The following is an 18,256-nucleotide window of genomic DNA, read 5'->3' as shown; positions in this document are numbered from 1 at the left end:
GCTGAGACAAAGAGTTCAAGCGCCAATCAGCGCTTGAACGCCTTCACTTCAGCTTCACGCAGACGCGGGGCCAGCTTGTCGAGTACACCGTTGACGAACTTGTGGCCGTCGGTGGAACCGAAGACTTTCGCCAGTTCGATACCTTCGTTGATCACAACGCGGTAAGGCACGTCGACGCGCTCGAGCAGTTCCCAGGTGGACAGGCGCAATACCGCCAGCTCAACCGGGTCCAGCTCTTCGATGGTCAGGTCCAGGCAAGGTGTCAGTGCGGCGTCGATACGGTCTTTCTGCGCGGGAACCCCATGCAGGATTTCACGGAAGTAGGCGCCGTCGACATCGCTGAAATCGTTATCGACCCGGAACTGCGCTTCGATCTCGTTCAGCGATTGCTTGGCCATGTGCCATTGGTACAGCGCCTGAGTCGCGAGCTGACGGGCTTCGCGACGCTTGACGCTTTTCGATGGCTTGCCGGCATCCGCAGGCTTTGGATCGCGCGGGTTGAAACGATCGCTTTCGTCGCTAATCACTTGGCCTCCAACTGCGCCAGCAGGCTGACCATTTCCAGAGCGGACAGGGCAGCTTCGGCACCTTTGTTACCGGCCTTGGTGCCGGAACGTTCGATGGCTTGCTCGATGGAATCAACGGTCAGGACGCCGAAGGCAACCGGAACGCCGAACTCCATGGACACCTGGGCCAGGCCCTTGGTGCATTCGCCCGCCACGTATTCGAAGTGCGGAGTACCGCCACGAATGACCGCGCCCAGAGCGATGATGGCTGCGAACTCGCCCTTCTGAGCGACTTTCTGCGCAACCAGCGGGATTTCGAAGGCGCCAGGCGCGCGGATGATGGTGATGTCGCTTTCGCTCACGCCATGGCGAACCAGGGCATCAACTGCACCGCTGACCAGGCTTTCAACAACGAAGCTGTTGAAACGGCCCACTACCAAAGCGTAGCGGCCTTTAGGGGCGATGAAGGTACCTTCGATGGTCTTCAGGGTCATTCGTTAGTTCTCTTAAAGAGCCGGGACGCGTCTTCTACGCGCCCCTCAGTGATATTTGAACCGCGAATACAGGGCCGGGAACAACCGGTCATTATTCGGAGGGCACGTATTCTACAACTTCCAGATCGAAACCGGATATCGCATTAAATTTCATTGGCGCAGACATCAGGCGCATTTTGCGCACGCCCAGGTCCCGAAGGATCTGCGAACCGGCACCGACGATGCTGTAGGTGGTCGGTTTTTTCACCGCGGCGTGATCGGCGGTTTCGCGGATATGCGCCAGCAACACGTCGCCATCGAGCGGGTGACCGAGCAACAACACCACGCCGCTGCCAGCCTCGGCAACCGCGGCCATGGCGGCACGCAGGCTCCAGCGGCCAGGCTGCTTGACCATCAACAGGTCGCGCAGCGGGTCCATGTTGTGCACGCGAACCAGGGTCGGTTCTTCGGCGCACACGGTGCCCAGGGTCAGGGCCATGTGCACGTCGCCTTCCACGGAATCACGATAGGTCACCAGGTTGAATTGGCCCAGTTCGCTGTCCAGTGGCTGCTCGGCAATCCGCTGAACGGTACGTTCGTGGATCATCCGGTAGTGAATCAGGTCGGCGATGGTACCGATCTTGATGTTGTGCTCGGCGGCGAAAGCTTCCAGTTCGGCGCGACGGGACATGGTGCCGTCGTCGTTCATCACTTCGCAGATCACGCCGCTCGGCTCGAAACCGGCCATGCGCGCGAGGTCGCAGGCGGCTTCAGTGTGGCCGGCGCGAGCCAGGGTGCCACCGGCCTGGGCCATCAGCGGGAAGATGTGGCCGGGGCTGACGATGTCTTCGGCCTTGGCGTCTTTCGCGGCAGCGGCCTGCACGGTGCGCGCACGGTCAGCGGCGGAGATGCCGGTGGTCACGCCGGTGGCGGCTTCGATGGACACGGTGAACTTGGTGCCGAAACCGGAACCGTTGCGTGGCGCCATCAACGGCAGCTTCAGCGTTTCGCAGCGCTCGCGGCTCATCGGCATGCAGATCAGGCCACGGGCGTGCTTGGCCATGAAATTGATGTGTTCGGCCTGGCAGCACTCGGCGGCCATGATCAGGTCGCCTTCGTTCTCGCGGTCTTCGTCATCCATGAGGATGACCATCTTGCCTTGGCGGATGTCTTCAACCAGTTCTTCGATGCTATTGAGCGCCACAAGGCACCCCCTTGGGTCAGGATTTGAGGTAGCCGTTGGCGGCCAGAAAGCTTTCGGTAATGTTACTGGAGGTTGGCTCTGCGCCCTTGTCGCCCAGCAGCAGGCGCTCCAGGTAACGGGCCAGCAAGTCCACTTCCAGATTCACCCGGCGACCCGGCTGGTACGACGCCATGATGGTTTCGCTCAGGGTGTGCGGAATGATCGTCAGCAGGAACTCGGCGCCATCGACCGCGTTCACGGTCAGGCTGGTGCCGTCGACGGTGATCGAGCCTTTGTGGGCGATGTACTTGGCCAGTTCTTTCGGTGCACGGATGCGGAATTCCACGGCACGTGCGTTCTCGGTGCGGGCAACCACTTCGCCCACGCCATCGACGTGACCGCTGACCAGGTGCCCGCCGAGGCGAGTGGTCGGGGTCAGGGCTTTTTCCAGATTGACCGGGCTGCCGCTTTTCAGGTCGTTCATGGCGGTGCAGTCGAGGGTTTCGCGACTGACGTCCGCAGCAAAGCCGTTGCCTGGCAGCTCAACGGCCGTCAGGCAAACGCCGTTGACCGCGATGCTGTCGCCCAGTTTGACGTCGCTCAGATCGAGCTTGCCGGTTTCTACATGGACCCGCACATCTCCGCCTTTTGGGGTCAATGCACGAATACTGCCGATGGATTCGATGATGCCGGTAAACATGAAGTCCTCCTCGAGAACAGGGCCGTCGCGTGGCGCAGGCCCGGAATTATACGCTCGCCGATGGCGCAGGAATGGCAATGACTCGCCAGTCATCGCCAACCGCGCGGATTTCAGTGATTTTGAGCTCGGGCGCGTCTTTCATCTGAGCCAGAGGCCAGTCGAGCAATGGTCGGGCCGAAGAGCCAAGGAACTTGCCGGCGATGAAAATCTGGAATTCGTCCACCAGACCTTGCTGGGCAAAGGCCCCGGCCAGACGTGGACCGGCCTCGACCAGCACTTCGTTGACGCCGCGATTGGCCAGTTCGACCAGCAACTTGCGCAGGTCAACCAAGCCATCGTCACCGGCCACTATCAGGCATTCCGGGCCGTTGGCGTATTGTTCTTCAATCGCCATGCAGGTGGCGACCAGCGCCGGGCCGGCCTTGAAGAATGGCGCGTCGAGCGGCACGCGCAGACGGCCGTCGATCAGTACGCGCAGCGGCGGACGGCTCATTGCCAACGCGGTTTGCTCGGCGTCCAGCCCCAACTCGTCAGCGCGCACGGTCAAACGGGCGTTATCCGCCAGCACCGTGTCGGCGCCAGTCAGCACCACGCTGGCCTGGGCGCGCAGGCGTTGTACCGCCGAACGTGCTGCCGGGCCTGTGATCCATTGGCTTTCGCCGCTTTCCATCGCCGTGCGACCGTCGAGGCTCATGGCCAACTTGACCCGCACGAACGGCAAGCCGTGTTCCATGCGCTTGAGGAAGCCTTGATTGAGCTTGCGCGCCTCGCCTTCCAGCACACCGCTTTCGATGGCAATGCCGGCCTGAGCCAGACGCTGCATGCCACGACCGGCCACCGACGGGTTCGGGTCCTGCATCGCCGCGACGACGCGCGCGAGGCCGGCATTCACCAGCGCATCGGCGCAAGGCGGCGTGCGGCCGTGGTGGCTGCACGGTTCGAGGGTCACGTAAGCGGTAGCACCACGGGCCTTGTCGCCCGCAGCGCGCAGCGCGTGGACTTCGGCGTGGGGTTCGCCGGTGCGCTCGTGCCAGCCTTCGCCGACAATCTGCCCGTCCTTCACGATCACGCAGCCAACACGCGGGTTGGGATGCGTCGTGTAATGGCCTTTGCGCGCCAGTTCCAGGGCTCGGGCCATGTAGTGGGCGTCGAGGATGGCTTGCTCTGGGGAAGTGGTCATTCTTTCACCGGCTCACGGGCCAGGCGATCGATCTCTTCGCGGAACTCGTTGAGGTCCTGGAAGCGCCGATACACGGAGGCGAAACGAATGTAGGCGACTTCATCGAGCTTTTGCAGCTCGGCCATCACCAGTTCACCGACCACGAGGGACTTGACCTCGCGCTCGCCGGTGGCGCGCAGCTTGTGTTTGATGTGCACCAGCGACGATTCGAGGCGCTCGACACTCACCGGGCGCTTCTCCAGCGCACGCTGCATGCCGGCGCGGAGTTTTTCTTCGTCGAACGGCTGGCGGCTGCCGTCGGTTTTGATCAGGCGCGGCAACACCAGTTCAGCGGTTTCGAACGTCGTGAAACGCTCGCCGCAGGCCAGGCATTCGCGCCGGCGGCGCACCTGTTCGCCCTCGGCGACCAGACGCGAGTCGATGACCTTGGTGTCGTTGGCACCGCAGAAGGGACAGTGCATGGTGGCAGGCAACAAAAAAAGGGAGGGCCATGGTAGCGCATCCCGGTGGCAAGACAAGCCATAGGGTTTGCGGTATACAGACTGGCTATAGAGAACGATCCATGGATTTCACCTTGCTGGAGCCGCAAATGTCACTCAGACCGCTCGTATTGCTCAGCCTTTTCAGCCTGTTGGTGGCCTGTAGCAGCGATGCACCCAAGCCCCAGCCGCCAACGCCCGGCCCCGCTCCACAGGCGGCGCAGAAAAAAGCCCGCGAGTCCGCCAACCTCGGTCCGCTGCCCGCTTATCAGCGTGAATTGAGCGGCACCCTGCAAGGCGTGCCGGCCGGTGCCGAAGTCGAATTGGCGCTGCTGGTGATCGATGACAAGGATCGCCCGCAACAATTGCTCGCCAGTTCCAGCCTGATCGGCACCGATCAGGTGTTGCCGTTTCACCTGCGCTTCAACCCGGATTCGTTTCCGGCCGGTGCCCGCGTGGAACTGCGGGGCCGCGCCAGCCAGTCCGGCCAGCTGATTCTGCACCTGCCGTCGCAAGTCATCACCCAGCCGACGACCCAGGCCCTGGGTCAACTGCAATTCGTCAAAGCGCCATGATTGCACCGCTCGACCTGCAACAGGCGTTGGGGGAGTTGCTGGGCGATGCACAGCTTGTCCCGGTCGCCTTGCCCGATACCGCACTGAAGCTCTGGCTGATCGACGGCGACAACATGGACCGCGCCTTCAGCCCGGAAGAAACCCGGCGGATTCTGCATGAACCGCCGTACTGGAGTTTCTGCTGGGCCAGCGGGTTGTCGATGGCCCGTTATCTCGCTGAATTCCCCGAGTGGGTCAAAGGCAAGCGCGTGCTGGATTTTGGTGCCGGTTCTGGCGTCGCGGGGATTGCCGCGGTAAAGGCCGGGGCGCTGGAAGTGGTGGCGTGTGACCTGGACCCGCTGGCGATTGCCGCCTGTCGGGCGAATGCCGAACTCAATGAAGTGGAACTGAGTTACTCGACGGATTTTTTCGCCGAGGCGGATCGCTTTGATCTGATCCTGGTGGCTGACGTGCTGTACGACCGGGAGAATCTGCCGCTGCTCGATGAGTTTTTGAGTCGCGGCCGGGAAGCGCTGGTGGCGGACTCGCGGGTGAGGGATTTTCGTCATCCGTTGTATCAACGCATCGAAATGCTCGAAGCGATGACCTTGCCGGATCTGGCCGAGCCTGAAGAGTTTCGGTATGTGAGCCTGTATCACGCGCGGCGGTAGTTAAAAGCTTCGCGGGCAAGCCTCGCTCCTACAGGTCCGCGTCGTTATTGAGAGAGGCACTAAACCTGTAGGAGCGAGGCTTGCCCGCGAAGGCAATCTGTCAGACTGCACACACTTTCAGGCACACCCCGCCAAGCCGTATAGTTGCCACATTCACGCTTTTACGAGATCCCCCATGAGTCAGCAAACGCCGTACATCTTCGACGCCACGACTGCCGATTTCGACCAGTCGGTGATCGAGAACTCTTTCCACAAACCGGTGCTGGTGGATTTCTGGGCCGAATGGTGTGCGCCCTGCAAAGTGCTGATGCCGATGCTGCAGACCATCGCCGAGAGCTATCAGGGCGAGTTGCTGCTGGCCAAGGTCAACTGCGATCTGGAACAAGACATCGTCGCTCGCTTCGGCATCCGCAGCCTGCCGACCGTGGTGTTGTTCAAGGATGGCCAGCCGGTGGACGGTTTTGCCGGTGCGCAGCCGGAGTCCGCCGTTCGCGCCATGCTGGAGCCTCACGTACAAATGCCGCCACCGGCGGCGGCTGATCCGTTCGAACAGGCTCAGGTGCTGTTTGACGAGAGCCGTTTCGCTGACGCAGAAGCCATTCTCAAAGTGCTGCTGGGCGAAGACAACACCAACGCCAAAGCGCTGATTCTGTATGCCCGCTGCCTGACTGAACGAGGTGAGCTGGGTGAAGCGCAAACCGTGCTCGACGCGGTGAAAAGCGATGAACACAAGGCTGCATTGGCCGGTGCAAAAGCGCAGATCCAGTTTCTCGGCCAGGCCAAGGACTTGCCGGATGCCGCCGACTTGAAGGCGCGCTTGGCGAAGAATCCGCAGGACGATGAAGCGGTGTATCAACTGGCGATCCAGCAACTGGCCCGTCAGCAGTACGACGCGGCGCTGGATGCATTGCTCAAGCTGTTCGTGCGTAACCGCAGCTACAGCGAAGGCTTGCCGCACAAGACGTTGCTGCAAGTGTTCGAGTTGCTGGGCAATGATCACCCGTTGGTGACCACGTATCGCCGCAAGTTGTTTGCCGCGCTTTATTGATCTGTAGGAGCCGGCTTGCTGGCGATGGCCCCGACGCGGCGTCACTGACAAACCGCGTCATCGTTCATCGCCAGCAAGCCGGCTCCTACAGGATCGGGATCATCACAAAATTCCCGAACACCCGATCCTACGATTCGATCCAGCTGTAGAGCGGCGTATCACCGCCGCTCGACACTTTCACTTCCGCGCTATGCCGCAACCGCACCAGCAGACGCTTGCCCGACGCTGCGCTGCCAGTCAAACCTTCCAATTGCTCCAGCAAATCCGGCCCGCTCAGTTGCCCGGCCTTGCGCAGCAGATCCTTTGCGACCTGCCACTGCGCGTCATCCTGATTCACCGGTTTGGCCGGCGCTGCACTGACCTCTGACTTGACCACCTGCACCTGCGCGCCGAGCCGCGCCCAGTCAGCGTCGTCCATCTCCAGGGTCAAATCCACCGGCCAGTCGCCGATGCTTCCGCGTATACGCAACATGATTTCGCTCCCGCACATTTCTGACCTGCATGCTCCCATGGGACTTGTGCAACGCCAAGTAGCCGGTCAAACTCCTCGCGCTTACGTTATAAGATTACATAACAAATTCTTCATTTTACTTTTCGGAGACCCGCCATGCGCCGTCTGCTGCTCGCTTTGCCGTTTGCCCTGTTGCCGCTGGCCATCGCCCATGCCGCCGATGAGCATGACCACGACCATGAACACGGCAGCCTCGGTGCCCACGAGCATGGTGTCGGTCGCCTGAACGCAGCGCTGGACGGTCAGACCCTGGAGCTGGAACTGGAAAGCCCGGCGATGAACCTGGTGGGTTTCGAACACGCGGCCGCCAGCGACGCCGACAAAGCCAAAGTCGCCGCCGCCCGTGCGCAACTTGAAAAACCGCTGGCCCTGTTCAACCTGCCAAAAGCGGCGGGTTGCGTGGTCGCGACTCAGGAACTGGAAAGCCCGCTGTTCGGTGACAAGCCGGAGGCCGATGATGATCATGACGACGATGCCAAAGACGAGCATCACCACGACCACAGCGAAATCCACGCTCACTACCAGTTCACCTGCGCGACGCCGGGCGCACTGAAAACCCTGGATCTGGCAAACCTCTTCAACACGTTCCCGGCGACCCAGAAAATTCAGGTACAACTGATCAGCCCGAGCGGGCAGCAAGGGGTAGAAGTGACGGCCAAGGCGGCCGCCCTGAAATTCTGATCCACCACGACCCTGTAGGAGCCGGCTTGCTGGCGATTGCGGTGTATCAGCCAACACATTTGTTGAATGATAAAACGCCATCGCCAGCAAGCCGGCTCCTACAGGTCATCTGCATTCATGAAACCGGTGTTATGACCCAAGCACTCATCGAACTGTCCGACCTGGGCTTCAGCTGGCCCGGTCACCCGCCGCTGCTGGACATCCCGGCCTTTCGCCTGGAACCGGGTGAAACCCTGTTCCTCAAAGGCCCCAGCGGCAGCGGCAAGACCACCCTGCTCGGCCTGCTCGGTGGCGTGCAAAAGCCCGATCGCGGCAGCATTCGCCTGCTCGGCCAGGAACTGACCGAACTCGGTGCCGGCGCGCGTGATCGCTTTCGCGTCGATCACACCGGCTACATCTTCCAGCAGTTCAACCTGCTGCCGTTTCTCTCGGTGCGCGAGAACGTCGAACTGCCCTGCCACTTCTCCAGGCTGCGCGCCGAACGGGCGATCCAGCGCCATGGCAGCGTCGATCAGGCGGCGGCCACCTTGCTCGCTCATTTGGGTTTGAAGGATGAAAGCATCCTCGGCCGTCGCGCCGACTCGCTGTCCATCGGTCAGCAACAACGCGTCGCCGCCGCCCGTGCGTTGATCGGTCAGCCGGAACTGGTGATCGCCGACGAACCGACTTCCGCGCTGGATTACGACGCCCGCGAAAACTTCATTCGCCTGCTGTTCGCCGAATGCCGCGAAGCCGGGTCGAGCCTGTTGTTCGTCAGCCACGACCAAAGCCTCGCGCCGCTGTTCGATCGCAATCTGTCGCTGGCCGAACTCAATCGCGCCGCCACTCCGTCCGAGGTCTGAGATGTATTTGTTTCGCCTAGCCATGGCCAGCCTGGCTAACCGCCGCTTCACCGCGATCCTGACCGCGTTCGCCATCGCCCTGTCGGTCTGCCTGCTGTTGGCCGTGGAACGCGTGCGCACCGAAGCCAAAGCCAGTTTTGCCAGCACCATCAGCGGCACCGACCTGATCGTCGGCGCCCGTTCCGGCTCAGTGAACCTGCTGCTGTACTCGGTGTTCCGCATCGGCAACGCCACCAACAACATCCGCTGGGACAGCTTCGAGCACTTCGCCAACAACCCGAAAGTGAAGTGGGCGATCCCGATGTCGCTGGGCGATTCCCATCGCGGATATCGGGTGATGGGCACCACCGAGGCGTACTTCGAGCATTACCAGTACGGTCATCAACAACACCTGGAACTGGCTGACGGTCGCGCCTTCGCCACCGATCCGTTCGAAGTGGTGCTCGGCGCCGAAGTGGCCGATGCACTGCACTACAAACTCGGCGACAAACTGGTGCTGGCCCACGGCGTGGCGGTGATCAGCCTGGTCAAGCACGACGATAAACCGTTCACCGTGGTCGGCATTCTCAAACGCACCGGCACGCCGGTGGACCGCACATTGCACATCAGCCTCGGTGGCATGGAAGCGATTCACATCGACTGGCACAACGGTGTGCCGGCGCGCGGCAGCGGTCGGATCAGTGCTGATCAGGCACGCAACATGGACCTGACGCCGCAAGCGATCACCGCATTCATGCTGGGCCTCAACAGCAAGATTTCGACCTTTGCCCTGCAGCGCGAAATCAACGAATTCCGTGGCGAACCGATGCTGGCGATCCTGCCGGGCGTGGCGCTGCAAGAGTTGTGGAGCTTGATGAGCACCGCAGAAAAAGCCTTGTTCGTGGTCTCGCTGTTTGTGGTGCTGACCGGGTTGATCGGCATGCTCACGGCGATCCTCACCAGCCTCAATGAACGTCGGCGCGAGATGGCGATTCTGCGTTCAGTGGGGGCGCGGCCGTGGCACATCGCGACGCTGCTGGTGCTGGAGGCGTTTGCCCTGGCGCTGTCGGGCGTGATCGCTGGCGTGGCCCTGCTTTATGTGGGCATCGCCGCTGCGCAAGGCTACGTGCAGGCCAATTACGGTCTGTTTCTGCCGCTGGCGTGGCCCAGCGAATATGAATGGACGCTGCTCGGTGGCATCCTGATCGCCGCGCTGCTGATGGGCAGCGTGCCGGCCTGGCGCGCGTATCGCCAATCCCTGGCCGATGGCCTGTCGATCCGACTATGAGGACGTTAATGATGCCCCGCGCTCTGCTTGCGCTGTTGATGCTGGTCGCCTTGCCGCTGTGGGCCGCCGAGCCGAAAGAGCTGACCTGGTCGGAAATGATCCCGCCGGACGCTGCGCCGGAAGTGCCGAACATGACGCCCCTGCACGACCTCTCGCAGATGGGCAGCGCACTGTCCGCCGAGTCGGCGCCAGCCGCGAAACAGGACATGCCCAATGCACCGGTGGTGAAGAGCCTCGACGGCCAGAACATCCGCCTGCCGGGCTACATCGTGCCGCTGGAAGTGAGCGAAGAAGGCCGCACTACGGAGTTTCTGCTGGTGCCGTATTTCGGCGCCTGCATCCATGTACCGCCACCGCCGTCGAACCAGATCGTGCATGTGAAAAGCGAAGTCGGCGTGAAGCTGGACGAGCTGTATCAGCCTTATTGGATCGAGGGGGCGTTGCAGGTTAAAGCGTCGACCAGTGAGTTGGCGGATGCGGGGTATCAGATGGAGGCGGACAAGATTTATGTGTATGAATTGCCGGAGTGAATCCCGGTAGTCATGTGTTGTTTCAGTAGACGCCTTCGCGGGCAAGCCTCGCTCCTACAGGGGTGGCGCTAACCCGTAGGAGCGAGGCTTGCCCGCGAAGGCGTCCTCAAAGGTTCCGCAAAAATTAGTGCCATCACTGTTTCATTGAGCTGAGTCAAAAGACCGGACCAGACCGCTCCGTACCATTGGACATCGAACATTTTCAACGTCCTCTGGAGCCTCCATGCACAAGTCCTTGCTCAGCGCTTCGCTGTTTGCCCTCGCGCTCGCAGCCCCGCTCGCCCATGCCCACGAAGCCGGCGACATCCTCCTTCGTGCCGGTGCAATCACCGTCAACCCGAAAGCCGACAGCTCCGACGTCAAAGTCGATCAAGGCCCGCTGGCAGGTACCAATCTGGGTGGCAAGGCCACCATGAGCAGCGACACCCAACTGGGTCTGAACTTCGCTTACATGCTCAACAGCCACTGGGGCATCGAGCTGCTCGCGGCCACGCCATTCGAACATGACGTGAAGCTCAAAGGCACCGTCCTGGGCGCGGCCAACGGCAAACTCGGCAGCCTGAAACACCTGCCGCCGACCTTGAGCGTTGTCTACTACCCACTGGACGGCAAGTCTGCATTCCAACCGTACGTTGGCGCCGGTATCAACTACACCTGGATTTACGACGAGCACGTCGGCAGCGAAGCCAGCGCCAATGGCTTCAGCAACTTCAAGGCAGACAACTCCTGGGGCATGGCGTTTCAGGTCGGTGCTGACTACATGATCACCGACAACATCATGCTCAACGCCCAAGTGCGTTACATCGACATCGATACCACCGCCACCGTGGAAAACAACGCCGTGGCACAAGGCACCCGTGCCAAGGTCGATGTCGACGTGGACCCGTTCATCTACATGGTCGGTCTGGGTTACAAGTTCTAAAATCGTTCACGTGGTGGGAACGAGCTGCAAAAAAAGGCGCCTTCACAGGCGCCTTTTTCTTGCTGGCGAAAAACTCAGCGCCCCAACAACCGCGCCAGGCCGACACTCATCGGCGTCTGTGCGGGGCAGGAAAACCGCTCCAGCAGGCGCTGATTGTTCGCCCGCGAATGGCGAATATCACCCGAACGCGCCGGGCCGTAGCTCACTGGCGGCAGTTCACCGACCGCCACTTTCAACGCTTCCAGCATTTGCTTGAGCGTGGTTGCCTGGTTCCAGCCGACATTGACCGCACCGACTTCAACCTGCGGTTTTTCGATGGCTTGCACCAGCACGTCGACCAGATCTTCGACGTAAACAAAATCCCGCGTCTGCTCGCCATCGCCAAACACGGTGATCGGCAGGCCGTTTTGCGCGCGCTCGCTGAAAATGCTGATCACCCCCGAGTACGGCGAGGACGGATCCTGACGTGGGCCGAAGATGTTGAAGAAGCGGAAAATCACCGGTTCCAGCGCATGCTGGCGACGGTAGAAATCGAAGTAATGTTCGCTGGACAACTTGTCCGACGCATACGGCGTCAGCGGTGCCTTGGGCGTGTCTTCGTCGATCGACTGGCCTTCTCCATTGTTGCCGTAGACCGCTGCGCTGGAGGCAAACAGCACACGTTTGACGCCGCTCTGGCGCATGGCTTCGCAGACATTCAGCGAACCGATGAAATTGCTCTGGTGAGTCTTCACCGGATCATCCACCGAAGCCTGCACCGACGCCACGGCCGCCAGGTGCGCGACCGCACTGCAACCGGCCATTGCGCGAGCGACCAGGGCGGCATCGGCGACGTCGCCGACCATCAGCTCGACGCGAGGATTATCCAGCGCCAGGTTGCTACGCTTGCCGGTGGACAGGTCGTCGAGAATCCGTACCGAATGGCCCTTGGCGAGCAAGGCGTCGGTCAGGTGCGAGCCGATGAAACCCGCGCCGCCGGTGATTAAAACAGGGCCGTCAGCCATGGCGATAAAACCTGTCCAGTAAACCAGGGAGTGCCGCACGCCAGGCGCGGGGCTTGATCCCGAAGGTGTGAAGGATTTTCTTGCAGGCCAGCACCGCGTGTTGCGGCTCTTCGGCAGCGTCCGGGCGTGCGGCGTGAGCCTGGGCGGTCGGCGCTTCGATAGCCAGCGGATGCAGCGCGCGGGCTTCGGTGAGAATCGCCTGCCCCAGCGCCAGCGGCGTAGTCGCCTCGTGCCCGGCGTAGTGGTAGGTGCCCCACAGCGGCGCCGCGCAATCGAGTTGTTTGAGCACCGAAATGATCACCCGGGCCGCGTCGTCGACCGGAGTCGGGTTGCCCCGGCGGTCATCGGCCATCAGCAACTCATCAGGTTTTTCGGCCCGGGACAGGAAACGCCCAAGGGTGCCGTCGGGGCTGTCATCGAGCAGCCAGCCGAACCGCAGCAGCACATGCTGCGGGCAGGTCGCGCGCACGCTTTGCTCGATGCGCCACAAGGCCTGACCACGCAGGCCCAGCGGCACCGGCTCGTCTTTTTCGCTGTAGGCGGTAGCCCGCGAGCCGTCGAACACCCGATAGCTCGAGGGTTGCAGCAGAACGATGTTGTGATGCTGGCACAGTTCGGCCAGACGCTCGATTGCCCGTTCCTGCCCGGCCAGACGCGATTCGCTGACCGTCTCCGCCTGGAACCAGTCGAAGTAGTAGGCGAGGTTGATCAACGCGTCCGGGCGCGTGTCGTCGAGCAGTTGCGTCAGGCTCGCGGCATCCCAGCCGTCTTGCGGTGGGCGGGGGGCGAGGAAACCGATGTCTTCCTCCGCACCGAGGCGAATCAGCGCCTGCCCAAGGGCATTTCCGCCGCCCAGTAACATAAGGCGCATTCGCATAGAGTCAGCAGGCCCAGTCTGATTGGATCAATGGCTTTATCGGCACCGCTCGCGGGCGGTGCCGTCGATAGTTGCCGGAATCGTTGCATTTTGCGGGTTTAGTGCGCAACCGTCATCCGTAAAGTGTAGATCTCCGGGATTTGTGGTGCTGCTGATGGCCTCTTCGCGGGCAAGCCTCGCTCCTACAGGTTTCACGCGTGGCCTTGTAGGAGCGAGGCTTGCCCGCGAAGAGGCCATCAGCACCGATACAGATCCCGAGCGGTACTTGCATCTTCCCCACCCCGCCCGCATAAATTACTCCATGAATCTGCCCATTCCCACGGACGCGGCCATGGCAGGCTTCCACCCCGCCGTCAGCGCCTGGTTCAGCAGCACCTTCCCGACGGTCACCGCCGCCCAGGCCCGGGCGTGGCCGCTGATCCGTCAGCATCGTTCGACGTTGATCGCCGCGCCCACCGGCTCCGGCAAAACCCTCACGGCGTTTCTCGCCGTCATCGACGATCTGGTTCACCGTGGGCTGGAAACCGCAGACGGGCTACCCAACGAAACACTGGTGGTCTACGTCTCGCCGCTCAAAGCCTTGTCCAACGACATCCAGATCAACCTGCAAAACCCGCTGGCCGGCATCACTGAACAGTTACGCGCACTGGGCCTGCCCAAGTTGCAGATCAACACCGCCGTGCGCACCGGCGACACGCCGCAAAAAGAACGCTCGGCGATGCGCAAGACCGCGCCGCACATTCTGGTGACCACCCCGGAATCCCTTTACGTGCTGCTCGGCTCCGACTCCGGCCGGCAAATGCTCGGCACCACGCGCACGGTAATCGTCGATGAGATCCACGCCATCGCCGCCAGCAAACGCGGTAGCCATCTGGCCCTAAGCCTGGAACGTTTGCAGGCGTTATGCGCAGCACCGTTGATGCGCATCGGCCTGTCGGCCACGCAAAAACCCATCGAAGCAGTTTCACGCTTTCTGGTCGGTCGTGATCGCGCATGCGAAATCATCGACATCGGCCACGCCCGCCCAAGGGATCTGGGCATCGAAGTACCGTCGGTGCCGCTGTCGGCGGTGATGGCCAATGATGTCTGGGAACTGGTCTACGACCGCCTCGCCGCCCTCGCCCGCGAACACCGCACTACGCTGATTTTCGTCAACACCCGACGCTTGGCCGAGCGCTTGAGCCGGCATTTGAGCGAGCGTCTCGGCAAGGAAGCCGTCGCCGCCCACCACGGCAGCCTGGCCAAGGAGTTTCGCCTCGACGCCGAACAGCGGCTCAAGCGCGGCGACCTGCAAGTGCTGATCGCCACGGCGTCGCTGGAACTGGGGATCGATATCGGCGATGTCGATCTGGTCTGCCAAATCTCGTCGCCGCGTTCGATTGCCGGATTCCTGCAACGGGTCGGTCGCTCCGGCCACCAGGTCGGCGGCACGCCCAAGGGCCGATTGTTCGCCACCACCCGCGACGATTTGATCGAATGCACCGCCCTGCTCGACTGCGTGCGGCGCGGGGAACTCGACACCTTACAGATTCCTCAAGCGCCGCTGGACGTACTGGCCCAGCAGATCATCGCCGAGGTCAGTTGCCAGGAATGGCCGGAGCACGCGCTGCTGGAGATGTTCCGCAAAGCCTCACCCTACGCTGACCTCGACGAAAAACATTATCAGGCGCTGCTGCAGATGCTCGCCGAAGGCTACAACGGTCGCCAGGGCATCCGCAGCGCGTACCTGCACCGCGACGCCGTGACGCGTACGTTGCGCGGTCGGCGCGGCAGCAAACTGACCGCCGTCACCAGCGGCGGCACTATTCCAGACAACGCCGACTACAGCGTGCTGCTGGAGCCGCAAGGGCTGAACATCGGCAGCGTCAACGAAGACTTCGCCGTGGAAAGCATCGCCGGTGATGTCTTTCAGTTGGGCAACACCTCGTACCGAATCCTGCGGGTCGAAACCGGCAAGGTCCGCGTCGAAGACGCGCAGGGCCAGCCACCGACCATTCCGTTCTGGCTCGGTGAAGCGCCGGGGCGCAGCGCAGAATTGTCCTTCGCCGTGGCGCGCCTGCAAGCGCAACTCGACGACCTGCTCGGCGCCACGCCCGGCAACCTGCAGCCGGCCCTCGACTGGCTGACCGAGACCCTCGGCCTGAACCTCGACAGCGCCGGACAACTGGTGGATTACCTCGCCCGCGCGCGCCTGACATTGGGCGCCCTGCCCTCGCAGGACACGCTGCTGATGGAGCGCTTTTTCGATGAATCCGGCGGCACGCAACTGATCATCCACACGCCCTTCGGCAGCCGCATCAACCGCGCCTGGGGCCTGGCCCTGCGCAAGCGTTTCTGCCGCACCTTCAACTTCGAATTGCAGGCCGCCGCCAGCGAAGATGCGATCGTGTTGTCGCTGTCCACCAGCCACAGCTTTGAGCTCGATGAGGTCTGGCGCTACCTGCACAGCAACAGCGCCCAGCACCTGCTGATTCAGACGGTGCTCGATGCGCCGCTGTTCGGTGTGCGCTGGCGCTGGACTGCCGGCATCGCATTGGCGTTGCCGCGCTACAGCGGCGGGCGCAAAGTCCCGCCGCAGATTCAGCGGATGAAAAGCGAAGACCTGATCGCCAGCGTGTTTCCCGACCAGATCGCCTGCGTGGAAAACCTCGCCGGCGAACGGGAGATTCCCGATCATCCACTGGTGGAACAGACCCTCGACGATTGCCTCCACGAAGCCATGGACTGCGAAGGCTGGCTGACGTTGTTGCGGCGCATGGAAAGTGGCGACATTCGCCTGATCAGCCGCGACCTGCCGGCGCCCTCGCCCCTGGCCGCCGAAATTCTCAGCGCCCGGCCTTACACCTTTCTCGACGACGCGCCGCTGGAAGAGCGCCGCACCCAAGCCGTGCTCAACCGGCGCTGGACCGATCCGCAGTCCACCGACGACCTCGGCGCGCTGGACGCCGAGGCGATTCAAGCGGTGCGCGATGAGGCCTGGCCGACGCCGACCAATGCCGATGAAATGCACGAGACGTTGATGAGCCTCGCGTGCATCGCCGAGGCCGAGGCGCAGGCCAATGCGCAGTGGATTGATTGGTTGAATGCCCTTGCCGAGAGCGGTCGCGCCTGTCGTTTGCAGATTGATGCCGAGCAATCGCTGTGGCTGGCGGTGGAACGGCTGACGTGCCTGCGCGCCATTTATCCACAGGCAAATTTGTCGCCACCGCTGGAAGCGCTGCCAGGGTTCGATGACGTCTGGGAAGCAGACGAAGCGGTGCTGGAAGTTATCCGTGCACGGCTCAGCGCTTTCGGTCCGTTGCCGCTGAGCGCGATTGCCAAACCTCTGGGATTACCTGCGACTCACGTCACCCAGGCACTCGCGCAACTGGAACGCGAAGGGTATGTGTTGCGCGGCCACTTCACCCCCGGCGCCGATCAGGAAGAATGGTGCGAACGGCATCTGCTGGCGCGAATTCATCGTTACACGGTCAAGCGTCTGCGGCGAGAAATCGAGCCGGTGGCGTTGCAGGATTTCATGCGATTCCTGTTCGACTGGCAGCATCTTTCTGTCTCGACTCAAGGCCAGGGCAATGCGGTGCTGCCCGCTATCGTCGCTCAGTTCGAAGGTTATCCCGCCGCCGCTTCAGCCTGGGACAGCGACATTCTTGCGGCACGGATCAAAGGCTATTCGGCGAGTTGGCTGGATGACCTGTGTCGCAGCGGCAAACTGGTCTGGACGCGCCTGACTGCGCACAACAAAAGCGCCAGCACGGCGCTGCGCAGCACGCCCATTGTGCTGTTGCCGCGCAGTCAGGTCGGGTTATGGAGCGGTCTGACCGAACAGACACCGGTCAGCGATCTGTCGCCCAAAACCCAAAAGGTTTACCAAGCCCTCAGCCAGCACGGCGCGCTGTTTTTCGATGAGCTGATTCACGAGGCTCATCTGCTGCGCTCGGAGCTGGAAATCGCCTTGCAGGAACTGGTCGGCGCCGGGCTGGTGAACGCCGACAGTTTTGCCGGTTTGCGGGCGCTGATCACGCCGGCCAGTAAACGGCAAAATCATAGCAGCCGACGCGGGCGCGGGGCGTTTATCGGCGGCATGGACGACGCCGGACGCTGGGCCTTGCTTCGACGCGGGGCGCCAGCGCCGGTGGCGGATAACAAACATCCAACGCCGAGCGACACCCTGGAACACATCGCCATGACCTTGCTGCGCCGCTACGGCGTGGTGTTTTGGCGCCTGCTGGAACGCGAAGCAGACTGGTTGCCGAGCTGGCGCGAATTGCTGCGCACGTTCCATCGGCTGGAGGCTCGCGGCGAGATTCGCGGCGGGCGGTTTGTCAGTGGTTTGGCCGGTGAACAGTTCGCCTTGCCTGAGGCGATTCCGTTGCTGCGCGAAGTGCGGCGGCGGGCGCATGACGGGAGTCTGATTGCCGTGTGCGGGGTTGATCCGCTGAACCTCGCTGGCACGCTGCTACCCGGCGTGAAAGTACCGGCGCTGACGAGTAATCGGTTGGTGTACCGCGATGGTTTGCCGGTGGCTGCCGAGATCGCTGGTCAGCAGGTTTTCTGGGTGGAATCGACGAGTGAAATACGCAACAAGCTGATCCGGCACTGATGCTGTCCGGGCCGGCCTCTTCGCCGGCAAGCCGGCTCCTACAGGTCCGGTGCCACATGAAAACCCTGGATTACACGCAACCCTTGTAGGAGCCGGCTTGCCGGCGATGAGGCCCGCAAGAGCGGCGGCGTATTTGAGGCCGCCATCGCTGGCAAGCCAGCTCCTACAGGTCCGGTACCACATAAAAACCCCGGACTACACACAACCCTTGTAGGAGCCGGCTTGCTG

Annotated in this window: 18 protein-coding genes; 9 read left to right on the top strand and 9 right to left on the bottom strand. The window is 62.2% G+C overall.

The features are described 5' to 3' along the window. Positions 1 to 26: 26 nt before the first annotated feature. The 6 genes from nusB to nrdR form a co-directional block, all read right to left on the bottom strand. A complete protein-coding gene (gene nusB / locus ACYZUC_RS23610; protein WP_145318911.1) occupies positions 27 to 527 on the bottom strand; it encodes a transcription antitermination factor NusB in 501 nt (166 codons plus the stop codon). Further along, positions 524 to 1,000 (bottom strand): 6,7-dimethyl-8-ribityllumazine synthase, encoded by a 477-nt coding sequence (gene ribH / locus ACYZUC_RS23605; protein ID WP_003228649.1) that lies wholly within the window; start codon positions 998 to 1,000, stop codon positions 524 to 526. The genes nusB and ribH overlap by 4 nt, the downstream gene beginning before the upstream one ends. Positions 1,001 to 1,091: 91 nt before the next feature. Continuing rightward, the gene (ribBA, locus tag ACYZUC_RS23600; protein WP_008033745.1) at positions 1,092 to 2,183 is read right to left on the bottom strand and encodes a bifunctional 3,4-dihydroxy-2-butanone-4-phosphate synthase/GTP cyclohydrolase II; all 1,092 of its coding nucleotides are present in this window, start codon (positions 2,181 to 2,183) and stop codon (positions 1,092 to 1,094) included. Positions 2,184 to 2,199: 16 nt separating this feature from the next. Further along, positions 2,200 to 2,862 carry a riboflavin synthase gene (locus tag ACYZUC_RS23595; RefSeq protein WP_461990715.1) on the bottom strand — a complete coding sequence of 221 codons (663 nt, stop codon included), beginning with the start codon at positions 2,860 to 2,862 and terminating at the stop codon, positions 2,200 to 2,202. Positions 2,863 to 2,908: 46 nt separating this feature from the next. Next, positions 2,909 to 4,042 (bottom strand): bifunctional diaminohydroxyphosphoribosylaminopyrimidine deaminase/5-amino-6-(5-phosphoribosylamino)uracil reductase RibD, encoded by a 1,134-nt coding sequence (gene ribD, locus ACYZUC_RS23590; protein ID WP_461990713.1) that lies wholly within the window; start codon positions 4,040 to 4,042, stop codon positions 2,909 to 2,911. Continuing rightward, the gene (gene nrdR, locus ACYZUC_RS23585) at positions 4,039 to 4,503 is read right to left on the bottom strand and encodes a transcriptional regulator NrdR (protein WP_003228656.1); all 465 of its coding nucleotides are present in this window, start codon (positions 4,501 to 4,503) and stop codon (positions 4,039 to 4,041) included. The genes ribD and nrdR overlap by 4 nt, the downstream gene beginning before the upstream one ends. A gap of 128 nt (positions 4,504 to 4,631) precedes the next feature. On the opposite strand from nrdR, the gene ACYZUC_RS23580 reads away from it, so the two are divergent. From ACYZUC_RS23580 to trxA, 3 genes are all read left to right on the top strand, one after another. Then, positions 4,632 to 5,096 (top strand): YbaY family lipoprotein, encoded by a 465-nt coding sequence (locus ACYZUC_RS23580; protein ID WP_461990711.1) that lies wholly within the window; start codon positions 4,632 to 4,634, stop codon positions 5,094 to 5,096. Beyond that, a complete protein-coding gene (locus tag ACYZUC_RS23575) occupies positions 5,093 to 5,746 on the top strand; it encodes a class I SAM-dependent methyltransferase (RefSeq protein ID WP_461990709.1) in 654 nt (217 codons plus the stop codon). Before ACYZUC_RS23580 ends, ACYZUC_RS23575 begins: the two co-directional genes overlap by 4 nt. Before the next feature lie 175 nt (positions 5,747 to 5,921). Then, positions 5,922 to 6,794: a thioredoxin gene (trxA, locus tag ACYZUC_RS23570; RefSeq protein ID WP_461990707.1), complete on the top strand. Its 873-nt coding sequence runs from the start codon at positions 5,922 to 5,924 to the stop codon at positions 6,792 to 6,794. A gap of 127 nt (positions 6,795 to 6,921) precedes the next feature. Here the strand turns inward: trxA and ACYZUC_RS23565 are convergent, their stop codons facing one another. Further along, positions 6,922 to 7,266 carry a hypothetical protein gene (locus ACYZUC_RS23565; protein WP_461990705.1) on the bottom strand — a complete coding sequence of 115 codons (345 nt, stop codon included), beginning with the start codon at positions 7,264 to 7,266 and terminating at the stop codon, positions 6,922 to 6,924. A gap of 135 nt (positions 7,267 to 7,401) precedes the next feature. Between ACYZUC_RS23565 and ACYZUC_RS23560 the strand changes: the two genes are divergently transcribed. The 5 genes from ACYZUC_RS23560 to ACYZUC_RS23540 all read left to right on the top strand — a co-directional run bounded on the left by ACYZUC_RS23560 (position 7,402) and on the right by ACYZUC_RS23540 (position 11,547). Further along, positions 7,402 to 7,986, top strand: a complete 585-nt coding sequence (locus ACYZUC_RS23560) for a DUF2796 domain-containing protein (protein WP_461990704.1) — start codon at positions 7,402 to 7,404, stop codon at positions 7,984 to 7,986. Between the two features lie 131 nt (positions 7,987 to 8,117). After that, complete coding sequence (locus tag ACYZUC_RS23555) at positions 8,118 to 8,828, top strand: ABC transporter ATP-binding protein (protein WP_223453249.1); 711 nt, start codon at positions 8,118 to 8,120, stop codon at positions 8,826 to 8,828. Position 8,829: 1 nt separating this feature from the next. Beyond that, entirely contained in the window at positions 8,830 to 10,095 is a 1,266-nt protein-coding gene (locus ACYZUC_RS23550) for an ABC transporter permease (protein ID WP_461990701.1), read from the top strand. An 11-nt stretch (positions 10,096 to 10,106) separates the two neighbouring features. After that, positions 10,107 to 10,625: a DUF3299 domain-containing protein gene (locus ACYZUC_RS23545; protein ID WP_461996749.1), complete on the top strand. Its 519-nt coding sequence runs from the start codon at positions 10,107 to 10,109 to the stop codon at positions 10,623 to 10,625. A 223-nt stretch (positions 10,626 to 10,848) separates the two neighbouring features. Then, complete coding sequence (locus tag ACYZUC_RS23540) at positions 10,849 to 11,547, top strand: OmpW/AlkL family protein (protein ID WP_008042936.1); 699 nt, start codon at positions 10,849 to 10,851, stop codon at positions 11,545 to 11,547. A 74-nt stretch (positions 11,548 to 11,621) separates the two neighbouring features. On the opposite strand, the gene ACYZUC_RS23535 is transcribed toward ACYZUC_RS23540, so the two are convergent. Beyond that, on the bottom strand, positions 11,622 to 12,551 hold the full coding sequence (locus ACYZUC_RS23535; protein ID WP_461990699.1) for an NAD-dependent epimerase/dehydratase family protein: 930 nt from the start codon (positions 12,549 to 12,551) through the stop codon (positions 11,622 to 11,624). Next, a complete protein-coding gene (locus ACYZUC_RS23530; RefSeq protein WP_461990697.1) occupies positions 12,544 to 13,428 on the bottom strand; it encodes a sugar nucleotide-binding protein in 885 nt (294 codons plus the stop codon). The genes ACYZUC_RS23535 and ACYZUC_RS23530 overlap by 8 nt, the downstream gene beginning before the upstream one ends. Positions 13,429 to 13,729: 301 nt before the next feature. Here ACYZUC_RS23530 and ACYZUC_RS23525 point away from each other — a divergent pair, with 301 nt between their 5' ends. Then, positions 13,730 to 18,028, top strand: coding sequence for a DEAD/DEAH box helicase (locus tag ACYZUC_RS23525; protein ID WP_461990695.1), 4,299 nt, complete (start codon positions 13,730 to 13,732; stop codon positions 18,026 to 18,028). The last annotated feature ends 228 nt before the right edge of the window (positions 18,029 to 18,256 follow it).

Source organism: Pseudomonas sp. GT1P32 (assembly GCF_054897805.1).
Note: the sequence above shows the minus strand (reverse complement) of the source record. Positions and strands in the feature narration are given on the sequence as shown.

Coding starts and splice junctions, on each gene's coding strand:
- ACYZUC_RS23560 (WP_461990704.1), top strand. CDS start 7,402: ATGCGCCGTCTGCTGCTCGCTTTGCCGTTTGCCCTGTTGCCGCTGGCC.
- ACYZUC_RS23540 (WP_008042936.1), top strand. CDS start 10,849: ATGCACAAGTCCTTGCTCAGCGCTTCGCTGTTTGCCCTCGCGCTCGCA.
- ACYZUC_RS23575 (WP_461990709.1), top strand. CDS start 5,093: ATGATTGCACCGCTCGACCTGCAACAGGCGTTGGGGGAGTTGCTGGGC.
- ACYZUC_RS23550 (WP_461990701.1), top strand. CDS start 8,830: ATGTATTTGTTTCGCCTAGCCATGGCCAGCCTGGCTAACCGCCGCTTC.
- ACYZUC_RS23530 (WP_461990697.1), bottom strand. CDS start 13,428: ATGCGAATGCGCCTTATGTTACTGGGCGGCGGAAATGCCCTTGGGCAG.
- ribD (WP_461990713.1), bottom strand. CDS start 4,042: ATGACCACTTCCCCAGAGCAAGCCATCCTCGACGCCCACTACATGGCC.
- ACYZUC_RS23565 (WP_461990705.1), bottom strand. CDS start 7,266: ATGTTGCGTATACGCGGAAGCATCGGCGACTGGCCGGTGGATTTGACC.
- ACYZUC_RS23595 (WP_461990715.1), bottom strand. CDS start 2,862: ATGTTTACCGGCATCATCGAATCCATCGGCAGTATTCGTGCATTGACC.
- ACYZUC_RS23545 (WP_461996749.1), top strand. CDS start 10,107: ATGCCCCGCGCTCTGCTTGCGCTGTTGATGCTGGTCGCCTTGCCGCTG.
- trxA (WP_461990707.1), top strand. CDS start 5,922: ATGAGTCAGCAAACGCCGTACATCTTCGACGCCACGACTGCCGATTTC.
- ACYZUC_RS23555 (WP_223453249.1), top strand. CDS start 8,118: ATGACCCAAGCACTCATCGAACTGTCCGACCTGGGCTTCAGCTGGCCC.
- nrdR (WP_003228656.1), bottom strand. CDS start 4,503: ATGCACTGTCCCTTCTGCGGTGCCAACGACACCAAGGTCATCGACTCG.
- ACYZUC_RS23580 (WP_461990711.1), top strand. CDS start 4,632: ATGTCACTCAGACCGCTCGTATTGCTCAGCCTTTTCAGCCTGTTGGTG.
- ribH (WP_003228649.1), bottom strand. CDS start 1,000: ATGACCCTGAAGACCATCGAAGGTACCTTCATCGCCCCTAAAGGCCGC.
- ACYZUC_RS23535 (WP_461990699.1), bottom strand. CDS start 12,551: ATGGCTGACGGCCCTGTTTTAATCACCGGCGGCGCGGGTTTCATCGGC.
- ACYZUC_RS23525 (WP_461990695.1), top strand. CDS start 13,730: ATGAATCTGCCCATTCCCACGGACGCGGCCATGGCAGGCTTCCACCCC.